Annotated in this window: 19 protein-coding genes; 11 read left to right on the top strand and 8 right to left on the bottom strand. The window is 50.4% G+C overall.

Annotated features, from left to right (window positions below; genetic code table 11):
* Positions 1 to 4: 4 nt before the first annotated feature.
* Genes FN001_RS05465 through FN001_RS05455 form a run of 3 tightly spaced genes read right to left on the bottom strand, consistent with a single transcriptional unit; the run spans position 5 to position 3,360 of the window.
* Positions 5 to 1,216: an ABC transporter permease gene (locus tag FN001_RS05465; protein WP_142411081.1), complete on the bottom strand. Its 1,212-nt coding sequence runs from the start codon at positions 1,214 to 1,216 to the stop codon at positions 5 to 7.
* Complete coding sequence (locus tag FN001_RS05460; protein WP_142411080.1) at positions 1,210 to 2,034, bottom strand: ABC transporter ATP-binding protein; 825 nt, start codon at positions 2,032 to 2,034, stop codon at positions 1,210 to 1,212. Before FN001_RS05460 ends, FN001_RS05465 begins: the two co-directional genes overlap by 7 nt.
* A 3-nt stretch (positions 2,035 to 2,037) precedes the next feature.
* The gene (locus tag FN001_RS05455; protein WP_142411079.1) at positions 2,038 to 3,360 is read right to left on the bottom strand and encodes an efflux RND transporter periplasmic adaptor subunit; all 1,323 of its coding nucleotides are present in this window, start codon (positions 3,358 to 3,360) and stop codon (positions 2,038 to 2,040) included.
* A gap of 323 nt (positions 3,361 to 3,683) precedes the next feature.
* Here FN001_RS05455 and FN001_RS05450 point away from each other — a divergent pair, with 323 nt between their 5' ends.
* On the top strand, positions 3,684 to 4,565 hold the full coding sequence (locus FN001_RS05450; protein WP_142411078.1) for an ABC transporter ATP-binding protein: 882 nt from the start codon (positions 3,684 to 3,686) through the stop codon (positions 4,563 to 4,565).
* Positions 4,552 to 5,412: an ABC transporter permease gene (locus FN001_RS05445; protein ID WP_142411077.1), complete on the top strand. Its 861-nt coding sequence runs from the start codon at positions 4,552 to 4,554 to the stop codon at positions 5,410 to 5,412. The genes FN001_RS05450 and FN001_RS05445 overlap by 14 nt, the downstream gene beginning before the upstream one ends.
* A gap of 403 nt (positions 5,413 to 5,815) precedes the next feature.
* On the opposite strand, the gene FN001_RS05440 is transcribed toward FN001_RS05445, so the two are convergent.
* Entirely contained in the window at positions 5,816 to 6,676 is an 861-nt protein-coding gene (locus FN001_RS05440; protein ID WP_118298591.1) for a YitT family protein, read from the bottom strand.
* A 427-nt stretch (positions 6,677 to 7,103) separates the two neighbouring features.
* Entirely contained in the window at positions 7,104 to 7,445 is a 342-nt protein-coding gene (locus FN001_RS05435) for a DUF3870 domain-containing protein (protein ID WP_118298490.1), read from the bottom strand.
* Between the two features lie 503 nt (positions 7,446 to 7,948).
* On the opposite strand from FN001_RS05435, the gene FN001_RS05430 reads away from it, so the two are divergent.
* Together FN001_RS05430 and FN001_RS05425 are read left to right on the top strand one after the other, a co-directional pair.
* Complete coding sequence (locus FN001_RS05430; protein ID WP_142411076.1) at positions 7,949 to 8,839, top strand: DUF4392 domain-containing protein; 891 nt, start codon at positions 7,949 to 7,951, stop codon at positions 8,837 to 8,839.
* 388 nt (positions 8,840 to 9,227) lie between these two features.
* Positions 9,228 to 10,124 (top strand): LysR family transcriptional regulator, encoded by an 897-nt coding sequence (locus tag FN001_RS05425; RefSeq protein ID WP_118298492.1) that lies wholly within the window; start codon positions 9,228 to 9,230, stop codon positions 10,122 to 10,124.
* A gap of 166 nt (positions 10,125 to 10,290) precedes the next feature.
* Here FN001_RS05425 and nudC read toward each other — a convergent pair whose 3' ends face one another.
* On the bottom strand, positions 10,291 to 11,175 hold the full coding sequence (gene nudC / locus FN001_RS05420) for an NAD(+) diphosphatase (protein ID WP_142411075.1): 885 nt from the start codon (positions 11,173 to 11,175) through the stop codon (positions 10,291 to 10,293).
* 569 nt (positions 11,176 to 11,744) lie between these two features.
* Here nudC and FN001_RS05415 point away from each other — a divergent pair.
* The 4 genes from FN001_RS05415 to FN001_RS05400 all read left to right on the top strand — a co-directional run bounded on the left by FN001_RS05415 (position 11,745) and on the right by FN001_RS05400 (position 15,951).
* Positions 11,745 to 13,109: an MATE family efflux transporter gene (locus FN001_RS05415; protein ID WP_142411074.1), complete on the top strand. Its 1,365-nt coding sequence runs from the start codon at positions 11,745 to 11,747 to the stop codon at positions 13,107 to 13,109.
* A 340-nt stretch (positions 13,110 to 13,449) separates the two neighbouring features.
* Positions 13,450 to 13,890 carry an IS200/IS605 family transposase gene (gene tnpA / locus FN001_RS05410; RefSeq protein ID WP_142411073.1) on the top strand — a complete coding sequence of 147 codons (441 nt, stop codon included), beginning with the start codon at positions 13,450 to 13,452 and terminating at the stop codon, positions 13,888 to 13,890.
* Positions 13,853 to 14,971: an RNA-guided endonuclease TnpB family protein gene (locus FN001_RS05405; protein WP_142411072.1), complete on the top strand. Its 1,119-nt coding sequence runs from the start codon at positions 13,853 to 13,855 to the stop codon at positions 14,969 to 14,971. The genes tnpA and FN001_RS05405 overlap by 38 nt, the downstream gene beginning before the upstream one ends.
* A 569-nt stretch (positions 14,972 to 15,540) precedes the next feature.
* Positions 15,541 to 15,951, top strand: a complete 411-nt coding sequence (locus FN001_RS05400; RefSeq protein ID WP_118321579.1) for a helix-turn-helix domain-containing protein — start codon at positions 15,541 to 15,543, stop codon at positions 15,949 to 15,951.
* On the opposite strand, the gene FN001_RS05395 is transcribed toward FN001_RS05400, so the two are convergent.
* Entirely contained in the window at positions 15,905 to 16,168 is a 264-nt protein-coding gene (locus FN001_RS05395; RefSeq protein ID WP_118298496.1) for a helix-turn-helix domain-containing protein, read from the bottom strand. The genes FN001_RS05400 and FN001_RS05395 overlap by 47 nt on opposite strands.
* 190 nt (positions 16,169 to 16,358) lie before the next feature.
* Between FN001_RS05395 and FN001_RS05390 the strand changes: the two genes are divergently transcribed.
* Positions 16,359 to 16,787 (top strand): hypothetical protein, encoded by a 429-nt coding sequence (locus FN001_RS05390; protein ID WP_142411071.1) that lies wholly within the window; start codon positions 16,359 to 16,361, stop codon positions 16,785 to 16,787.
* 7 nt (positions 16,788 to 16,794) lie between these two features.
* On the opposite strand, the gene FN001_RS05385 is transcribed toward FN001_RS05390, so the two are convergent.
* On the bottom strand, positions 16,795 to 17,448 hold the full coding sequence (locus FN001_RS05385) for a GTP pyrophosphokinase (RefSeq protein WP_243121934.1): 654 nt from the start codon (positions 17,446 to 17,448) through the stop codon (positions 16,795 to 16,797).
* Between the two features lie 290 nt (positions 17,449 to 17,738).
* Between FN001_RS05385 and FN001_RS05380 the strand changes: the two genes are divergently transcribed.
* Both FN001_RS05380 and FN001_RS05375 read left to right on the top strand, forming a co-directional pair.
* Positions 17,739 to 18,416, top strand: a complete 678-nt coding sequence (locus FN001_RS05380) for a response regulator transcription factor (RefSeq protein WP_142411069.1) — start codon at positions 17,739 to 17,741, stop codon at positions 18,414 to 18,416.
* Complete coding sequence (locus FN001_RS05375; RefSeq protein WP_243121933.1) at positions 18,311 to 19,639, top strand: sensor histidine kinase; 1,329 nt, start codon at positions 18,311 to 18,313, stop codon at positions 19,637 to 19,639. The genes FN001_RS05380 and FN001_RS05375 overlap by 106 nt, the downstream gene beginning before the upstream one ends.
* Positions 19,640 to 19,719: the final 80 nt, after the last annotated feature.

Here is a 19,719-nt window from a genome sequence, read left to right as displayed (position 1 = left end):
TTTTTTACTCGTACCGCAGCGCGTCGATCGGATCCGCCTTTGCGGCCTTCGATGCCGGATAGATTCCAAAGAAAATTCCGACAACCGCCGAAAATGACACTGCAAGAATGATGATCCCCGGCCGGATCACGACCGGGAGTCCAAACACGGCACCTCCAGCCGTCACAACGGTCACGGCAAGTACGACGCCGATGATCCCGCCCAGGGCGGACAGGATCGCCGACTCCGTGAGGAACTGGATCAGGACATCCCGGGTCCTCGCGCCCAGCGCTTTCCGGATCCCGATCTCCCGGGTCCTCTCCGTGACGGACACCAGCATGATGTTCATGATCCCGATCCCGCCGACGATCAGGGAGATCGCCGCGATCCCTCCGACCGCCATGGAAAGTCCTCCCATCATGCTGTCAATGCTTCCCATCTCATCCGCCACCGTGTTCGTATAGAAATCTCCTGCGTTCCGCCCTTTTAATTTTCCAAGATACGCGGTCAGGCGGGACATGAGATCCGCCATATCGGTTCCTTCTTTTGCATATAAGCGGCAGTAATAAAACGTATCATTCGGCCAGGTGAGCAGCGTGTACGGAATGTATGCGGACCCTGTATCGCTGGAACCGCCCATCAGCAGTTTCTGAAACGCGCTCATCTCCTTTTTATAGACGCCGACCACGGTATAGAGGTCCGTGTCCCCGTAGATCGTCGTCCGGAATGTCTTCCCGACCGCATCCTCCGTTCCAAAGAGTTTTCCGGCGCTCTCCGCCTCCATCACCACGTTTTTCTTTCTTCCAAGGATATCACTCTCGTTTAAATACCGTCCGGCAACCATCGTCACCGTCTGTACTTCCTGATAATCCCGGTCGATTCCCTGAAGATCAAATTTCATGGAAGTCCGGCCCACACGGACATCCGGACTCACACTCGCATAACTGTCGATATATGCGATCTCGTCTGCAAACACTTCCCGGATCTTCTCCAGATCATCCAATGTGAAATAATCGCTGTCCCGCACGTCCTCGACCCAGTAGCCGATTGACACGACTGCCTGCGTCGTTCCCGCATCCTTGTAGAGATCCGCAAACAGTCCCCGCATGGTGTCTCCGATGGAGACGATCGAGATAACGGAGCCGATCCCGATGATGATGCCTAGCATCGTCAGAAAGGAACGCATCTTGTTCGCCATGATGGCATGGAACGCCATGACCATATTTTCCCCTAACATGAACTCACCCCGCTCTCTGTTCCGGCTGCCTCCCGGAAATGTCGGTAGAGGCCCTTCATGTGGAGTTCCCCGCTCCCCTTTGTCGGATTCTCATTGATCTCATCTTTAATGATCTGTCCGTCGGAAAAGTGGATGATCCTGTCCGTGAAGGCGGCAATGTTTTCCTCGTGGGTGACCACGATCACCGTGGCTCCAGCCTTGTGGAGCTCCGCAAAGATCTCCATGATCTCGATCGATGCCGCCGTGTCGAGGTTTCCCGTCGGCTCATCTGCGAGGATCAGCGGCGGTTCGTTTTCGAGAGCTCTGGCGATCGCCACGCGCTGTCTCTGTCCGCCGGACATCTCGTTCGGCATGTGACCGGCACGTGCGCCAAGTCCCACACAATCTAAAAGTTCCATGGCACGCTCCGTCCGTTTTTTCTTCGGGATCCTCGCATAAGTCATCGGCAGCTCCACATTTTTTAATGCCGATGTGCGTGAGATCAGATTGAAGGACTGGAATACGAAACCGATCTTTTTGTTTCTCACCGCCGAGAGTTCATCCGGCGACAGCGCCGCCGTGTCGATCCCATCCAGATAGTAATGACCGAGTGTCGGGCGGTCGAGACAGCCCAGAATGTTCATCAGGGTGGATTTTCCCGATCCGGAATGGCCCATGATCGCCACAAATTCCCCGCGGCGGATCGTCAGGTTGATCTTTTTTAATCCCAGGACCCGGATCGCGCCCGTGTCATAGATCTTCACGAGATTTTCCAGGCGGATCAGCTCGTCCGTCACATTTTCCGTAAGCCAGGCAGCTCCTCTCCATTTTTCAAACATCTCTTATTCCCCCTGTTTTGCCGCTGAATTGACAGCCATTCCTTCCGGATACTGCTCTCCCGGCTCCGCGATCAGAAGCGAATTTTCGTCCAGCGCATGGCCCTCCTGCGGGATGATCTCCGCCTCCACATCTCCTTCCACGCCGATGGTGACCGGAACCCAGGAGACGACCCCGTCCGTGAGCTCCTGGACATAAGCTGTCCCGTCTTTCTCCATGACTGCCGACACAGGGACTGTCAGGGCGTTTTCTGATTCCTCCAGCACGATCGAAGCGCGGGCGGTGATCCCGGCGATCAGCTTCGTATCGTTGTCCGTGATCCGGATCGTTGTCGGGATGACGCGTTCGGTAGAACCGCCGCCTTTTTCCTCTCCGGTCGGTGAGATCGAGTCGACAACTCCGTGGACCGTCCCGCCGTTTAAAATGTCCGCTGATATCTCCGCCTCCTGTCCGAGTGCGACTTTTCCGATCGAATATTCGCTGACTTTGATCTCAAGTTCCAGCTGGTCGAGGTTTTCGATCACAAACAGCGGGGCATCGTTCTCCATCTTGTCGGCAAACCGTCCGACTTTCGTATTTACGCGGACCACGGTGCCGTCGATCGGCGCCTTCAGCACGGTGTCCTCCAGGGATTCCGTCGCTTTCTCGTAGTCATATTTTGCCTTTTCGATCTGGAGGCGGTAGGAATCGTCCGCAACCGCTGTCCCATTCTTCACGGTATAGGAGTCCCGCTCGCGTTTCGCGTCATTGAGTCCGTTTTCCGCAGTCTCAAGGTCTACTTTCGGCACGCTGCCGCCGTCATAGAGTGCTTTTGTCCGGTCGTAGTTCGCCTGTGCGGTGTTCAGGTCCTGTATGGCTTTCGCGTAGCCGTTTCGTGCTTCTTTGTCTTTCTCCGCGCAGGTGCTCACTGCGAGATCGTAATCGTTTTTTGCGATATCTGCCGTTTTTCTTACATCGGAGTCATCGAGGACTGCCAGTGTCTGTCCTTTTGTGACTTTGTCCCCTTCTTTTACCGGGATCTCCAGGATCTCCGCATGGAGGTTGGAAACGACGTCCACGCTGTCGGTCCCGGATACCGGGCCGGTGACGGAGAGGCGGTTCTGGATCGTTTTTCTCACAGGGTTTACGGTGTCCACCACCGGGACCATGTCTTTTCCGCCGCCGAGGATCTTTCCGGCTGCGATCCCAAGGACCAGGATGACGGCTGCCGAAACGGCGATCTTCTTTTTCTTTCCACCTTTTTTCTTTTTTGGTTCTTTTTTTCCGCTCATCAGAGCTTCCAGTTCCTGATCGAACTCATCAGGTGAGATTTTTTCTTCACTGCTCATGGTTTACTCCCTTGGTGTTTGTGTTGTTTTTTATACTAAGGAGTAGTATAGCAGGGAAAGCTTGCGTTTTTTGGACTTCTGTCTTTCGGTTTTCTTGCGGAATTTTTACGGTTTTGGGGGGATTGGCGAAGGGTACGCGCAGGCCACCCACCAGGCATGGGTGCCGGGATTTTCGGGGCGGTTCCTCTAGGCTCGCAAATATGCACCCGTGCCTGGTGGGTGGTCTGCGCTGGCGCTGGACAAAAGGAAAGATTGATGGATAACGGTTCACGTGTGCAGATATGGATTCATATTTTATAATAAATACTGTTTGTGAGGTGTCCATGACTCCGAAGTTGGAAGTGAATGGGGTGGATTTCTCCTATCATACGTTGGAGGGAGAGACGAAGGCCCTTTCTGATATATCGTTTCATGTGAACAGTGGGGAGTTTCTTTGTATTGTCGGGCCGTCGGGGTGTGGGAAGTCTACGCTGCTTTCGCTGCTTTCCGGGCTTCTGGCGCCGGAGCGGGGGGAGATCCTTCTGGATGGGATCCCGGTCGCGAAGGGATCGTCCGGGATCGGGTATATGCTGCAGCGTGATCATCTGTTTGAGTGGCGCACGATTTTTTCAAATGCTTCTCTCGGGCTTGAGGTTCAGGGGAAGTGTGATCCCGGGCATATCGGGCGGCTGAGAGAGCTTCTTGATGCGTATGGGCTTCAGTATTTTTATGACGCAAGGCCGTCCGAGCTTTCCGGCGGCATGCGGCAGCGGGCGGCGTTGATCCGGACACTGGCGCTGGAGCCGGATCTTCTGCTTCTCGATGAGCCGTTTTCTGCTCTTGATTATCAGACAAGACTCTCCGTCTGTGATGATATCAGCTCGATCATCCGCAGCCGGAAAAAGACGGCGATCCTGATCACGCACGATCTCTCCGAGGCCGTCAGCGCGGCAGACCGGATCCTGGTCCTGACGAGCCGGCCCGGGCGGATCAAGGGGGAGCTTCTGATCCGTTTTCCGGATCATGAGACGAGTCCTTTGAAGCGGCGGAATTATCCGGAGTTTTCTTCTTATTTTAATGAATTGTGGAGGATTCTTGGAAATTCAGGGGAAGGTGATGAGATGGCTTTGGACGGAAATGATCGGAAATATGGGGGTGTTCCTCTAAAGGATGAAAATGACGGACCGAAATGTGAGATCGGAGGTGGAGCGGATGAAATTTCATGATATCGCTTCTTTTCTTTTTTTCCGGCGGCGGGGTGCGATCCCCACGGAAGCGCTCTCCGTCTCTCCCGCCCAGCATCGCTATCTGGAACAGGAACGGCGGATCCGCAGACAGATTTTTGCCTGTCGGGTCTTGTTTCTGATCCTGTTTCTTGTTTCCTGGGAAGTCAGTGCCCGCATCGGGATCCTGAATGATTTTATTTTCAGTTCTCCGTCCCGCGTGCTCTCCTGTTTTCTTTCCATGGCGGCGGACCGGACGATCTTTTATCACACGGGGATCACGATTCTTGAGACGATGCTCAGCTTTTTTCTCGTGACATGCATCGGGATCTCCGGTGCGGTGGCGCTCTGGTCCAGCAGGCGGCTGGCAAAGATCCTGGAGCCGTATCTTGTCATGCTGAACAGCCTGCCGAAGTCCGCCCTCGCCCCAGTCCTCATCGTCTGGCTCGGCAACAACATGAAAACGATCATCACGGCGGCCGTCTCCGTGGCGGTCTTCGGCTCGATCTTAACGCTCTACAACGGCTTTCTCTCCATGGACCCGGATCAGATCCGGCTGATCTATACGCTCGGAGGGAAGCAGAAGGATGTCCTCACAAAGGTCCTGCTGCCAGGTTCTGTCCCTCTCATCATCAGCAATATGAAGGTCAACATCGGTCTCTGTCTCGTCGGCGTCATCATCGGGGAATTTCTCTCCGCGCAGGCAGGCCTCGGCTTTCTCATCATCTACGGCAGCCAGGTCTTCAAACTGGACCTCGTGATCATGTCTATCGTGATCCTGTGTGTGCTGTCGGCGGTGCTGTATCAGGCGGTGACGATGCTGGAGAAAAGGTGTGTGCGGCATCATTAAGTCGAATGTACGCAACATTTAACGCAGGAATTTCCTGTCAAACAAGCAAAAACACGATTCGCGAGTTTCCCCTTGTTATCGCGACAGTTGCCAAGGTCTCGCGCAAGCGCGGACTTTGGCTCGTTGTCCGCGTAAATAAAAAGACAGCACACGTACTCCTTCCATGTCGACAATCAGAGTTCTGTGTGCTGTCTGTAATTTATTACGTAACTGTTCAGTACCCTCACACCTACAGGAACCTCCCCCGGAGCTTCCCTTCGGATGCATGGCAAGTTACGAGCAAAAATCCATTCCAGATCGGCTTCGCCGATGGGATTTTTGCCTTCCGTCCCATATTTTATTACGGTCAGCGCAGCAAGTGCGCAGACCTACTGAATAGTTACTTTATTACTTTTTGATTTTCTTAATCCAGGGACTCCCGGTAGAATCCTCCGTAGAAGTTCTCCGTCTTAAATACGTTGATGATCACATGCTCATCCACATCCTGGATCAGCTGGACGATATCGTTGATCTCATAGGAAGAGATCACGGTGTGGAGCAGATACATCTTTTTGTGGCTGTAACCGCCGATCGCTTCCACACAGGAAATTCCGTGGTGGTACTGGCTGACGTACTTTTTCATGATCTCCTCCGCCTTCTCGGTCGTGATCTGTAAGGTCACGCGGTCGTAGCGGTGATGGAAGGTGGAGATCATCTTTGTGGAAATGAACTGGAACAGGATCGAATAACCTGCATATTTCCATCCGAACATGTGTCCGAAGATCACAAGGATGCAGACATTTCCCATGAACACGTAATTCCAGATCGACTTTCCTGTCTTATTTGAGACATAAAGTGCGATAAAGTCGGTACCGCCGGTCGATGCATTTCCTTTCAGTGCGAGAACAACAGAGAGTCCATAAAGAACACCTCCGAAGATCACATTCAGGGTCAGGTCATCAAACAACGGGGTATAATGGCAGACTTTTAAGAAAAAGCTGGCGAAAAATACCTGTAAAAGTGAAAATACGGTAAATTTCACGTTAATGCTGCGGCAGCACATGAGTGCGACCGGGAGATTCAGGACAACTAACGCCAGGGAAGTCGATACGGAAAATCCGTACAGCTCGGTAATTCGGTCGATCAGGATCGCAAGTCCTGTAAATCCGCTGGACAAAAGTCCCGCCGGACGGATAAATGCCAGGATCACATAGGACTGCAAAAGGGCTGATGCCAGAACTGCCACAAAAGAAATCGCACAGCGGAATGCGAAATTTTTCCGCATCTCGCGCACCTTTTTCGTTACATCATTCCACGAACTCATAAGTGGGGTACTCCTTTTTCATACTTTAGATTTTCATGATAACAGGGTCACATGTTTCTCAACATATCGCAGAAAACCTGTCTCCCAGATATTTCTGTGGAGTCATTTTTTCATGCCAGACCTCTGTCTATCTGCCGCTTTTTCATGGGGTTTTGAAAAACAGCATTCATAACTTTATCATGTTTTTTCCCCTTGTCAATCCATCCCGGAAAAAACAAGAAAAAAACAGCCGGAGACAAGCTCCGGCTTAAGAATGTTAAAATTTATACTCTTTTGTTTCCAGATCTATACAATTATGTTATAGTTCTCATCTCTGCTCTGTTAAAAGTTCCTTTAACCGGTCGTTCAGCTCAGTCTGATCAGACATTCCTGCATCTTTTCAGTCTCCTCAGCTCTTCTTCTGCGGACAATTCTCCCCGATTGCCGTGAGATACCGGTTGCACGCGTCCTTCATACACGCGATCAGAGGCTTTTGCGTCAGCGCAAAATACCGCTCCCGGATCTCCTTCTCGATCGCCGGAATATCCGTCTTTAAACTTTTTCCGACAAACATCGATGCCACAAACCGCTTTGTCACATCCAGGATCGTATTGCAGTCCAGCTCCAAAATTTTTCCCGTCTCCCGCTCCACGATCAGACTGATATAAAATTCCCCGTGCAGATTGTAGATCGCATCCTCTTTGCTCGGCTTCGCCTGGCCGACCACGAGGATCGTGTTCCTGTTCTCCATAATGTATTCCCCTTTTCCCAAAACTCTGTACTTCCATTGATCAACTTATAACCTTACTGCATTACAGTACACGGGCACTCCATGCCCGCGCACTGTAACAGGATTTTGCCGATGCTTCGCATTCCGAATCGGCAAAATCTGCGGCCATAACAGTATCATACGGAATTTTCAGTTCAGAAAATTCCTACCCATAAAAAGTAACTTTACTGCTTATTATACCACCGGAATTTCCCTTTTTCCATTGACATTTCCACCCATTTCCACTAAACTAAAGATACAAAAACAGATTCTTTTATTTATCGGGACTCCTGCCCGGATGCTCCCACCGTAAATAAGAGCCATGAATCTTCCAACAAGGGGATCAGTGGCTTTTTTTGTTGCCCTGATACGAAAAAAGCATTCTCCTTCTCATCACATTCGCGCTGCCGCAAAAGCCCCGGACCGTCCCAGGCGATCCCATTTCCGCTTCCCTGCAGCCCGATCATCATTTGGAGGATATGAACATGACATTCTTTAAAGATCTGGATACCATTATGAAACAGGACTTCGGAAACCGCGGACTCTTAAATGCACTGCCGGACAACCCGATCCGCGAAACACTTGAAACCCTCTCCACTGCCCGCCGCGTGATCCTTCTCACCGGTTTCCCGGTCCGCCTTGAAGACGGAACCTATGTAGGCGAGACAGACGGACCTCTCGGCATCGCCGATATCGCCGCCGCCCTGACAGCACTCGGCGTCTCCGTCCTCGTGATCACCGACGAACCCGCCTTCTCCATCGTGAGCGACGTCGTCTGCTACCGCGCACCCAAAGCAAAACTCATGATGCTGCCAAAAACAGACACCGAAGACTTCATCCGAAGCTGCATCAAAAACTTCTCCCCGACCCACTTCATCTCCTTAGAACGCCCAGGAAAAGCCGCCAATGGCCACTATCACAGCATGCGCGGTGAAGTCCTCGACGACATGATCACCGACTCCGCCCTCTTCCTCTCCGAGGCAAAAAAAGCCGGAGCAGTCACGATCTCTGTCGGCGACGGCGGAAACGAAATGGGAATGGGAACATACCGGAATGTGATCGAAACATTTGTCCCGTTCGGAGATAAGATCTGCACCGCCGAAGCCGCCGATCTCACACTCGCAAGCGGCGTCTCCAACTGGTGGGGCATCGGCATCGCCGCCCTCTGCTCCCTCCTCGCCGAAAAAAGCCTGCTCCCGACCCGCGCCGAAGAGACCGAATCTCTCCGTCTCGCCGTAGCCGCAGGCAGCGTCGACGGCTGCACCCGAAAAAATGAAATGACCGTAGACCGTCTCGATCTCGAGACACACCTCGGAATCCTCGACTCCGTCGATGAAATCCTCAAAAAAGAACTGGGCCTCTGTGCGATCGCCTAAATCAGGATCGCACAGCGCAGCGCCTGCGATCCCCACCCAGCACAGCCAATTTCAGCGCCGGCCGGCCTCCGGATCCGGGTGCCCGATTTCAGGGGCTTGGCTTCCTCTTGGCTCGCGGGAGAATGCGTTGGAGGAGATGGGACACTTGTTTGAGCGCAGCGAGTTGTGTCCCATCTTCTCCGCCCTTAGCATTCTTCCGCAAGTCTAGAGGAACCGCCCATAAAATCCCGAGTGCCCCGAGCCGGAGGCCGACCGGCGCGTACCTTTCGCCATCAATTTCATATTGACATCCCCACCCCCATTCATTATAATAGCTATAAATAATACGAATACCACATATGAAAGGGGGTTATGTTCCTGCGGTCCCTGACAGGACAGCGGTATTTTCATGGAACAACATCTGTCACAATACAAAATCTTCTACGAGGTAGCCCGCTGCGGCAACATCTCCCGGGCTGCCAAAGAACTCTACATCAGCCAGCCCGCCATCAGCAAAGCCATCAGCAAACTTGAAGAAAGCCTTGGAACCAGACTCTTCAACCGAAACTCCCGCGGAGTCCAGCTCACAAGAGAAGGAACCATCCTCTTCCAGCATGTGAACACAGCCTTCGACTCCATCGGTCACGGCGAACGCGAACTCAAACGGATCCATGACTTCCATATCGGAAACTTAAAGATCGGCGTCAGCAACACCCTGTGTAAATACGTCCTCCTCCCCTACTTAAAAGGATTTATCGGAAAATATCCACATGTAAACATCGCCATCGAGAGCCAGTCCACCTACCAGACACTCGACATGCTCGATGCCAGAAAGATCGATATCGGCCTTGTCGCTGAGCCAAAAAACAGAAAAGGACTCCATTTCCAGCCCCTGATGGAGATCAGCGACATCTTCGTCTGTACGCCTGCCTACCTGGAGAATCTTCATTTAAGAGAAGGAAACGACCCGGATATCTTTAAGACCGGAAATATCATGCTCTTAAACCGCTCCAACATGAGCCGGAAACACGTCGATGCCTACCTGTCCGACAATCAGATCGAGATCAACCAGATCCTCGAGACGACTGACATGGAACTCCTCATCGAATTCTCCCGGATCGGACTCGGGATCGGCTGCGTCATCAAAGACTTCATCGAAGATGATCTGAAAAACGGTACGCTTATCGAGATCCCGCTTGATATCCCGATTCCGAAACGCGTGATCGGATTCTGTTATCATCCACAGGATGTTCCTGATACCCTGCGAGAATTTCTGGAATTCTGCCGGACATTCCGCAAAGCCTGATCCATCTGTCTTTTTAGCAGAAAATTTCTGTTGCAAAAAGCCGGAAACTGAATTTCTCGTACAGTCTGAAATTCAGTCTCCGGCTTTTTTTCAATTTACGACCTGCCATCGATTCTATCTGCAGGATCCCCATCAGGATCACACTCGATCCGATATTCCCATATTCCTAATTCTCGTCGTGATACCCGGTCGCCTCATAGAACTTCTCGAGACTTCCGTACTTGAACACCATCTTAAGCTCACTTCCGATGCTGTTCATCATCGTCTCATCCGGAATCTCATCGCGATGGTACCAGCCAGCCTCGGAGAGCTCGTCCTCCTGAAGCTTGATCTTATCCGGTCCATCGAGCTCCGCGAAGAATCCGATCATCTCCGTGTCGGAGAATGCCCACGGCTGGCTCTTATAATAGCGGATATTTTTGACCTTCAGGCCAACTTCCTCCATGACCTCGCGGTGGATCGTCTCCTCAAAACTCTCTCCGATCTCTACAAAACCGGCGATCAGAGCATATCCGCGGTACGGATTGTTGTTCACACGGTATCTGGACATCAGGAGACGGTCCCCATCGGAGATCGCAACGATCACAGCCGGGGAGATCTTCGGATACTCAGTCTGTCCGCACTCCGGGCATACCAGCGCGCGCTCGGTCTTGCTGTTCTCCATCAGGTGGCCGCAGCATCCGCAGTACTTTCTGCTCTCCTTAAAGCGGTGGATCTGGGTAGCAGTGATCCCTGCGAACGCCTGGTACATCGGATGCATCTTCCGATATGCCGCTGTCGGGCAGAGCTCGTATGCGTCGGAGACATGTTCCGGCATCTCTGTCACATAATAATAATGATTTCCATCGATCGCGAACAGATAGTACGCGTTCTCTTTCAGCGCTTCTTTGTCTTCCGGGAAATCAGAAAACATCGGAATCTCATGATTCTCCTCAGCTGTTTTTCTCAAAAGTGTCTTGCTCTTCTTGATAAAGAGGACAAAGTCCTCATCCTGCGCCTTCGGCTGTCCGTAAGTCAGATCAAATTTATGTGGGGCGATTTCCTGGATCATTCTTTCTCTCCTATTCATTAATATAAGTTTCCGCTCTCTGCTCTGTACACAGCTTTCCTCGTTTTCCTCAGACGGAAACCATGAAATTTTCATGCTGCAGTACACGGACACACTCTGTCCGCAAAAATTACCGCATCATTTTTATGATACGCCGCCCCCGCCCTTTTGTCAATCCGGCAAAATCCGCTAAGATCAGCAAAACTCTTCCCCCGGCACGGCAACCTATGAGATCTATGTTGACGAACATTTTTATTTGTCGTATAATGCCAGACAGTATGCCTTTTTCAGGAATCCTGACTGCCAAAGTACAAACTTTCGGCAGTCTTTCCACATTTGTAACTGTTCAGTACCTTCACACCTACTGGAACCTCCCCCGGAGCTTTCCTTCGGATGCATGGCAAGCTATGAGCAAAAATCCATTCCCGATCGCTGCGCCGATGGAATTTTTCCCTCAAGTCAAGGCTTTCTTGCGGTCAGCGCAGCAACTGCGCAGACCTGCTGAATCGTTACCTACATTTTTTCTTTTCTGAAAACAGGCAAGGATGTATGTATGAAAGGAGTCATGTTCTATGGCAACAGAAAACAAGATGGGAGTCATGCCGCTAAACCGGCTTCTGATCTCCATGTCCGTGCCGATGATGATCTCGATGCTCGTCCAGGCACTTTATAACATTGTCGACAGTATGTTCGTCGCACAGCTCAGTGAAAATGCCCTGACCGCCGTATCCCTGGCGTTCCCGGCCCAGAACCTGATGATCGCCGTTGCGACCGGAACCGGCGTCGGTGTCAACGCCGCCCTCTCGAGAAACCTCGGGGAAAAGAACTTTGAACGCGCCAACAAGATCGCGGATCACGCTCTGTTCCTTGCTGCATTGAGCTATGTCGTATTTGCACTCTTCGGCCTCTGCTTTGCAAGACAGTTCTTCTGTCTCCAGACCGATATCGAGGAGATCGTGGATCTCGGAACTACTTATTTAAGAGTCTGCACGATCGCTTCCTTCGGTCTTTTCATGGAGATCGCCTGTGAGCGTCTCTTACAGTCCACCGGAAAAACGATCTACTCCATGTACACCCAGGGTCTCGGCGCGATCATCAACATCGTTCTGGATCCGATCCTGATCTTCGGTTATTTCGGAGCGCCTGCTCTCGGCATCGCGGGTGCAGCCGGCGCTACCGTGATCGGGCAGATCATCGCCTTTTGTCTCGGTTTCTTCTTTAACAAGACGAGAAACCATGAGATCACGATCTCTCTCCGTGACTTTAAACCAAGCAGCGAGATCATCAGCCATATTTATGCAGTCGGTATTCCGTCCATCATCATGGCATCCATCGGAAGTGTCATGACCTTCGGAATGAACAAGATCCTCATCGCATTCTCCTCCACGGCGACTGCGGTGTTCGGCATCTACTTTAAGCTCCAGAGCTTCGTGTTCATGCCGGTCTTCGGTCTGAACAACGGAACGGTCCCGATCATCGCCTACAACTACGGCGCCGGAAAGCCGGACCGCATCATGGGAACCCTGAAGCTCGCTGCCATGTATGCCGTAACGATCATGCTGATCGGTTTAGCGGTCGTTCAGCTCATACCGGATAAGCTCCTAATGATCTTCAGCGCCTCCGACACCATGCTCTCCATCGGCATCCCGGCACTCCGGATCATCTCCCTGAGCTTCCTGTTCGCCGGATTCTCCATCGTCTGCTCTTCCATGTTCCAGGCGCTTGGTCACGGCATGCTGAGCTTATGGATCTCCGTGTTCCGTCAGCTGGTCGTTCTTCTCCCGGTCGCATTTGTTTTTGCGAAACTCGGAGGACTTCACGTCGTATGGTTCGCATTCCCGATCGCCGAAGTTTTCGCGATCATTTTCAGTGCAGTCTGCCTCGGCTATGTGTATCGGAAAGAAATCCTTCCGTTAAAGGCACGTCAGGAAAAGTAACCGGAGCGGAGTAGCTCAGTCTCCAATGCCTAAAACATTTTAACAAGAATCAGCAAGAATTCTCCCACCTCTATAGGTGGTGAGATGAATTGCTATCTCTTGCATAGTGCCATAGTTGGCATGTAAATATCAGATTATTGCATATGGTTGTGCTGTGTGTTGTAAACTTCTCATATATTGATTTTTGCAGTCGTGCTATATCATTAATCCTGCATACAATGAATAAGTCTGAAAAATAGATTACAGATCAAGCAGAACAAATGTTCTAATATGTAATGGACAAACGCTCTCATTTGTGATATAATTAAATCAGTCGAAATAAAAAGAAAGGCTGATAAATATGAGAGAACTTGACAATAATGCACATTCAGTATTTTTACTCTGTTATCATCTGATCCTGGTCGTAAAGTACCGGAAAAAGGTCCTGAATGATCCGATCTCGGATCGCGCACGAGAAATCTTTGAATACATTGCGCCCAAATATCATATCACCCTGGAAGAGTGGAATCACGATGAGGACCATGTCCATATCATGTTCCGTGCCCATCCGAAGTCGGAACTCAGTAAATTTATCAATGCCTATAAAAGTGCCAGCAGCCGTCTGATCAAAAAAGAGTATCCGGAGATCCGGCAGAAGCTCTGGAAGGAAATGTTCTGGAGTCAGAGCTTCTGCCTCCTGAGTGCCGGCGGAGCTCCGATCGAAGTGATCCGTCAGTACATCGAGACGCAGGGGGAGAAAAAACATGAACGTAGTATACCGGTTTCGGATCTATCCCAATAAAATACAGCAGGAACTGTTTGCAAAAACATTTGGATGTGTCAGGTTCGTATATAACCGGATGCTGTCAGAGAAGAAGGAATGCTATGAAAAGACCGGAAAAAATCTAAAGGTCACTCCGGCAAAATATAAGGCAGAATTTCCATGGCTAAAAGAAGTGGACAGCCTTGCTCTGTGCAATGCCCAGCTGCACCTACAGATTGCATATAAAAACTTTTTCCGGGATCCATCGTTTGGTTTTCCGAGATTCAAGTCAAAAAAGAATCCTGTTAAAAGCTATACCACAAACAGTGTCAATGGAAATATCCTGTTAAAAGATGGGAAGCTGAAGCTCCCCAAAACTGGCTGGATCCGGATCCGGCAGCATCGTAAGATCCGGGAAGATGCCTGCCTGAAAGGCGCAACCGTCTGTATGGAAGCTGATGGGCGGTATTATGTTTCTCTTCTGTATTTTTGTGAAGAAAAGACGGTGGAAACAAGGAACATAAGGCAGGCCGTCGGACTCGATTTTTCCATGAAAGAACTATATGTAGATTCCAATGGAAAACATGCAGGTTATCCGCACTATTTCAGAAACAGCCAGGAAAAACTGGCGAAAGCGCAGAGAAAACTGAGTCATTGCCGGAAAGAAAGCAATCGTTACAAAAAACAGCAGAAAAAAGTGGCGCGGATCCATACACATATCGCTCACCAGAGAAAAGATTACTTGCATAAAGAATCAAGAAAGATAACCAATTTCTATGATATCGTATGTATCGAAGATCTGGATCTGAAAACGATGAGCGGGGAACATCATTTTGGAAAAAGTGTCCATGATAACGGCTGGAGAATGTTCACAGATTTTTTGCAGTATAAACTGGAACGGGAAGGGAAGAAACTTGTCCGCATCGACCGCTGGTATCCCAGTTCCAGAACATGCAGCTGTTGTGGAAAAATAAAACATGATCTGAAACTGGAAGAGCGGGTATATCTTTGTAACTGCGGAAACCGGATGGACCGTGATGAAAATGCGGCGGTCAATATCTGCCGGGAAGGCCTGAGAATATCCGGGATCATATTAGAAAAAAGCGAAAAAGCATCATAAAAAGATATCAGTCCAAAAGAACCGTGGGACACACGGGGATCGCTCGTGAATGCTTTGCCCAACGGGGCAATCGAACGAGAAGCCCCCACTTCAAGCGTGAGCTAAGTGGTGGGAGTATGTCACAATAACATCATTTATATTTTTCAGAGGTGGAAAACAGATTCCCTGCAGACCATTTTCCCGGTTCCTGTCCGGGGATAAGACAGTCCTGCCGGATTCCTGTTTTCCATCTTTTTTGTCTTTATTTCCCACTGCATCTGAAAAAAGTGCATTTTCTGTCTTTCCCGCTGTAAGCTGTACATCTCCCCGGATCCACTTCCCTGATATTTTTTCATAAAATTTCTCATTTTAACCTTTTAGTTCAAGACAAATCCGGAATTTTATAGTATGATAGACCTGCCTGCAGAACAAAGGCTTCAGATCTTCACACCGGCCGGCAAGGATCCGCCGTCCGTTTCCCTTGAAAATATATTGAATACTTTCCCATCCGGCTGCCGGCAGCGTTTTTTATGTCCGACAGTTGATATCGATCTGTTCTGATTGGAAATATGGAGGATAAGATTGAAAGTATGAAAAATCTGTCGAAAAAACTGACCGGAAAAAAGATCCGGGATGAAATGCGAAGAAGAAAAATGACCGTGCGGGATCTCCAGGACGCGCTGGAACTGGACAGTCCCCAGTCGATCTATAAATGGCTCCGGGGGGAATCCTTTCCTTCCCTCCCGAATATGCTGGTACTCGGTGAATTATTTCAGGTTCCGCTGGAAACACTCCTGATCCGTGAGGACGGAAGTCCCGCCTACCACCGCATCTTTGACGGCGGTTTTCCGTACCATATCGGTCTTCTCTTCCAGGAAAAAGACGATTTTTCCTCAAAAAGACGGTCGAAAGCACGGTCAGATCTGTTTACGGGGAATTACTACACAAAAGCTTTTACTCATTCTCAGGAACATCCGAATCCAGAAGTGCCTCATAACTGACGTTTAAGACCTTTGCGAAATAACGCAGCTCAATATCGGTCACAAACCGCTTCCCGCTCTCGATCCTCTGGATCGCATTCTTATCAAGATCCAGTCCCTTGAGCTGGAGCATGTCCGCCAGATGCTTCTGCGATACATTCGTCATCGCACAGCGAAGCTCATGAATTTTGATCCCGCAGATATTGTTCCTGCCGGATATTGTTTTATTTTTATACATATAATAACACTCCTTGTTTGGCATTCACTGATTGTCACTCCAAACAATATATGTTATTATTGAAACACCGATGACATTCAGTGAATGTCATCGGTGGAAATTATTGGATTATCATCATGAAAAAAAATCCTGCTGCCGTTTCCGGAGCAGGTTTCTCAATTTCCAAATATATCTAAAGGAGGATGTCTTTATGGAAATCACAAACGAACTGAAGCAGGATCTCTCCACGCTGGAATCCGCATGCGGAAATTTTCTCGAAAAATATGAATCCGTACTCACAAGTGCTCTGAATAAACAGGAAATGTCCGCCGAGGAAAGCCTGAAGATCGACCTGATGCTGGAACTCATCACACATCTCTCCTCCGCTCAGTTTGCCGCTTCTTATATGCAGAAAGACGTCGTGAAAGAGGGGATCCTGATCCAGGATCCATCCGGCAGCTTCACGCTCGGCGGACCTCCGCTCCCGCCGATGACCGATATCGAAGTGTATGTCCATGACGATGAACTGGACCAGGATGTCTGGAAACGCGTCTTCATCGGCGGCAGCCCGAAACAGCGGATCTGCGGTCTGAAACACCCGAATCTCACTTCCGGGATCCATGCGCGGATCCGCGGCTGAGAGCTTTTCACTCTTCCGCCTCGATGATATCGCGGATCGTCTGCATCGAAAGATCTACGGACGCGATATCATCCGCGCACTGCTTTAATTCCCCGCTCATCATCGCCGCATGTCCGATCTCCTTTTTATATTTCAGCTGGTGTTCCAGGCTCGCCCAGAAATCCATGGCGATCGTCCGGAGCTGGATCTCCACATAAGTTCCCGCCGTTTTTCCGGTCATTCCCCGAAGGATCAGATGGATCCCGCGATACCCGTTTGGCTTCGGATATGAAATGTAGTCCTTTTCTTTGACCAGTTCATAGTTTTCCTGACTTTTCAGCCATTTTTCCACCCGGAACACATCATCCGCAAAGGAACAGATGACCCGGACTCCCACCGCATCATGGACTTCACAGAGTGCCGACTCCAGTGTCTCCGGCAGCGCTTTCCTCTTTAATTTCTCCATCATGCTCTCCGGCGATTTGATCCTGGAACAGATATACTGGACCGCGTGGAATCCGGATCTTTGATCATCCGGAAATTTCTTCAGCAGCTCCAGCATGTCGGTTCTCGCAGTTTCAAGGATTTCAAATCTGTCCCCATAAAATTCTTCTGCTGTCATAATGACTTCCCCATTCTCTTCTTGATATACCACAACTGTATCCTTTATTTTTCTGTCCATAAGTTCATCTTATCAACGCTCTTCCTTTCAACACTGCCATCTTATCCCCCGTTTTCGAAAATTCGTTGAAAAATGTGTGTCCATTTCCTGAATTTTTCTGTTTTTCCGGATCTCCGCACTCTTTTTCACAGATTCTCCTTATTTTTCCTGTATGCTCCTCGTTGAAAGCAGATCAGGTCATCCCATCGTCTTGACGTATCTTTGATCCACCAGCTTTCCCTGACCCGCACCACATACCGTTTCCGGCATGTGACCGGTCTGAAATAAACGTTCTCAGGAGGTTTGCAGACATGAAACTTCTTCTTGCAGAAGATGAACCTTCCCTTTCGCGGGCCGTACAGGTTCTTTTAGAGCGAAACGGGTATTCCGTAGATCCCGTCTTTGACGGGGAAGAGGCATTCAATGCGATTTCAGATGGTATTTACGATGCCGCGATCCTGGATATCATGATGCCGAAAAAAGATGGTCTGGAAGTGTTAAAAGCGGTCCGCCGTACAGGAAACAGGATCCCGGTCCTGCTGCTCACTGCAAAAGCGGAAGTAAATGATAAAGTCCTCGGACTTGACAGCGGGGCCAACGACTATCTGACAAAACCATTTTCCGTTCAGGAACTTCTTGCCAGGATCCGCGCCATGATGCGCTCCCAGGGCGGAGATCCGGAATCTTCCGTTCTTTCTCTCGGAAATATCTCACTGGACCGGACGACCTTTGAGGTTTCTTCCCCCACTGGCAGCTTCCGGCTCAGCAACACGGAATTCCAGATGCTGGAGATGTTTCTATGCAGTCCGGGGCACCCGCTGCTGGACAAGCTTTTTCTGGAACGGATCTGGAAAAATGAACCGGATATGGAGGTGAACATTGTATGGATCTACATTTCTTATCTCACAAAGAAGCTGGCCGCCCTGCACGCCGACATTCAGATCACGCCGGATGGAAACGGCGCCTATTCCCTGGCGGCGATCATCTGATCCGATCTCTGCAGGTCAAACTCATCGCCGTCTCCATGCTCTCCCTGTTCGCGGTCCTGTCCCTCATCGTCGGGATCAGTGTTGCCATCAGCTATTCCCGCGTGATCACCGAGGCGGACGAGATCCTGACCGTTCTGGCGGAAAACAACGGTCATTTTCCCAATTCCTGGAAGCAGATGGAAAGTATGGAAAAGAGCAATATCTTCCAGGCTGAACTCCCCTACGAATCCCGGTATTTTTCCGTCAGCTTCACATCCGGCGATTCCTGCGACCTGATCGATGTCGGCCAGATCGCCGCAGTCAATTCCGACACCGCAGTCCAGTACGCCATGAGCGTTCTCGCAAGCGGCAATGATCATGGCTTTATTGGAAATTACCGGTATATCGTAAACACTGCAGATAACGGCACACAGATCACTTTTCTGGACTGCCGCCGCTCACTGTCGAACTTCCGGACTTTCTGGATCACGATCACCCAGGTCGCTGTTGCTGGTTTTGTCCTGGTCTTTCTGCTGATCATCTACTTTTCCAGACGGATCGTCAATCCCACGGTGGAAAGCTATGAAAAACAGAAGCTTTTTATCACCGACGCCGGTCATGAGCTGAAGACCCCGCTCGCCATCATCGACGCAGACGCAGATGTTCTTTCGATGGATGTCGGGGACAGCGAGTGGATCGGGGACATCAAAAAACAGGTCTGCCGCCTGACCGCCCTGACAAACGACCTGATCTGTCTCGCGAGAATGGAGGAATCCGAAAACAGCGCAGAAATGATCGAATTTCCTTTCTCCGAGGTCATAACAGAGGCGGCCTCCTCCTTCCAGGCGCCCGCAAAGACCCAGAAGAAAGATTTTCAGATGGATATCCAGCCTGCAGTCTCCATGTACGGGAATGAAAAGATGATCCGACAGCTGACTTCACTCCTCCTGGACAATGCGCTGAAATATTCCCCCGAGAACGGCACGATAAAAGTCAGCCTGAAAAAACAGGGGCGCCAGATCCGGCTCTCCGTGTTCAACACGGCATCTGAGGTCGATCCTGCTGAGCTCCCGCACCTTTTTGACCGTTTCTACCGCTCCGACCGATCGAGGAATTCCGCGACCGGCGGCTACGGGATCGGCCTCGCGATCGCAAAAGCCATCGTGAACACACACCGCGGAAAGATCCAGGCGTCCACGGAGGATGGGAAGTCGCTGACGATCGAGGCGGTGTTTCCGGGATGATGATCAAACAAAAAAGATCCGCCAGAATACCGAAAGTTTCTTCTCCCCGGTATCCTGACGGATCTTTTTATGCGATCATG

Source organism: Clostridium sp. Marseille-P7770, from assembly GCF_902143525.1.
Classification (GTDB): Bacteria; Bacillota; Clostridia; order Lachnospirales; family Lachnospiraceae; genus Pilosibacter.
The sequence above is the reverse complement of the archived record's forward strand: the minus strand, read 5'-3'. Positions and strand labels throughout refer to the sequence as shown.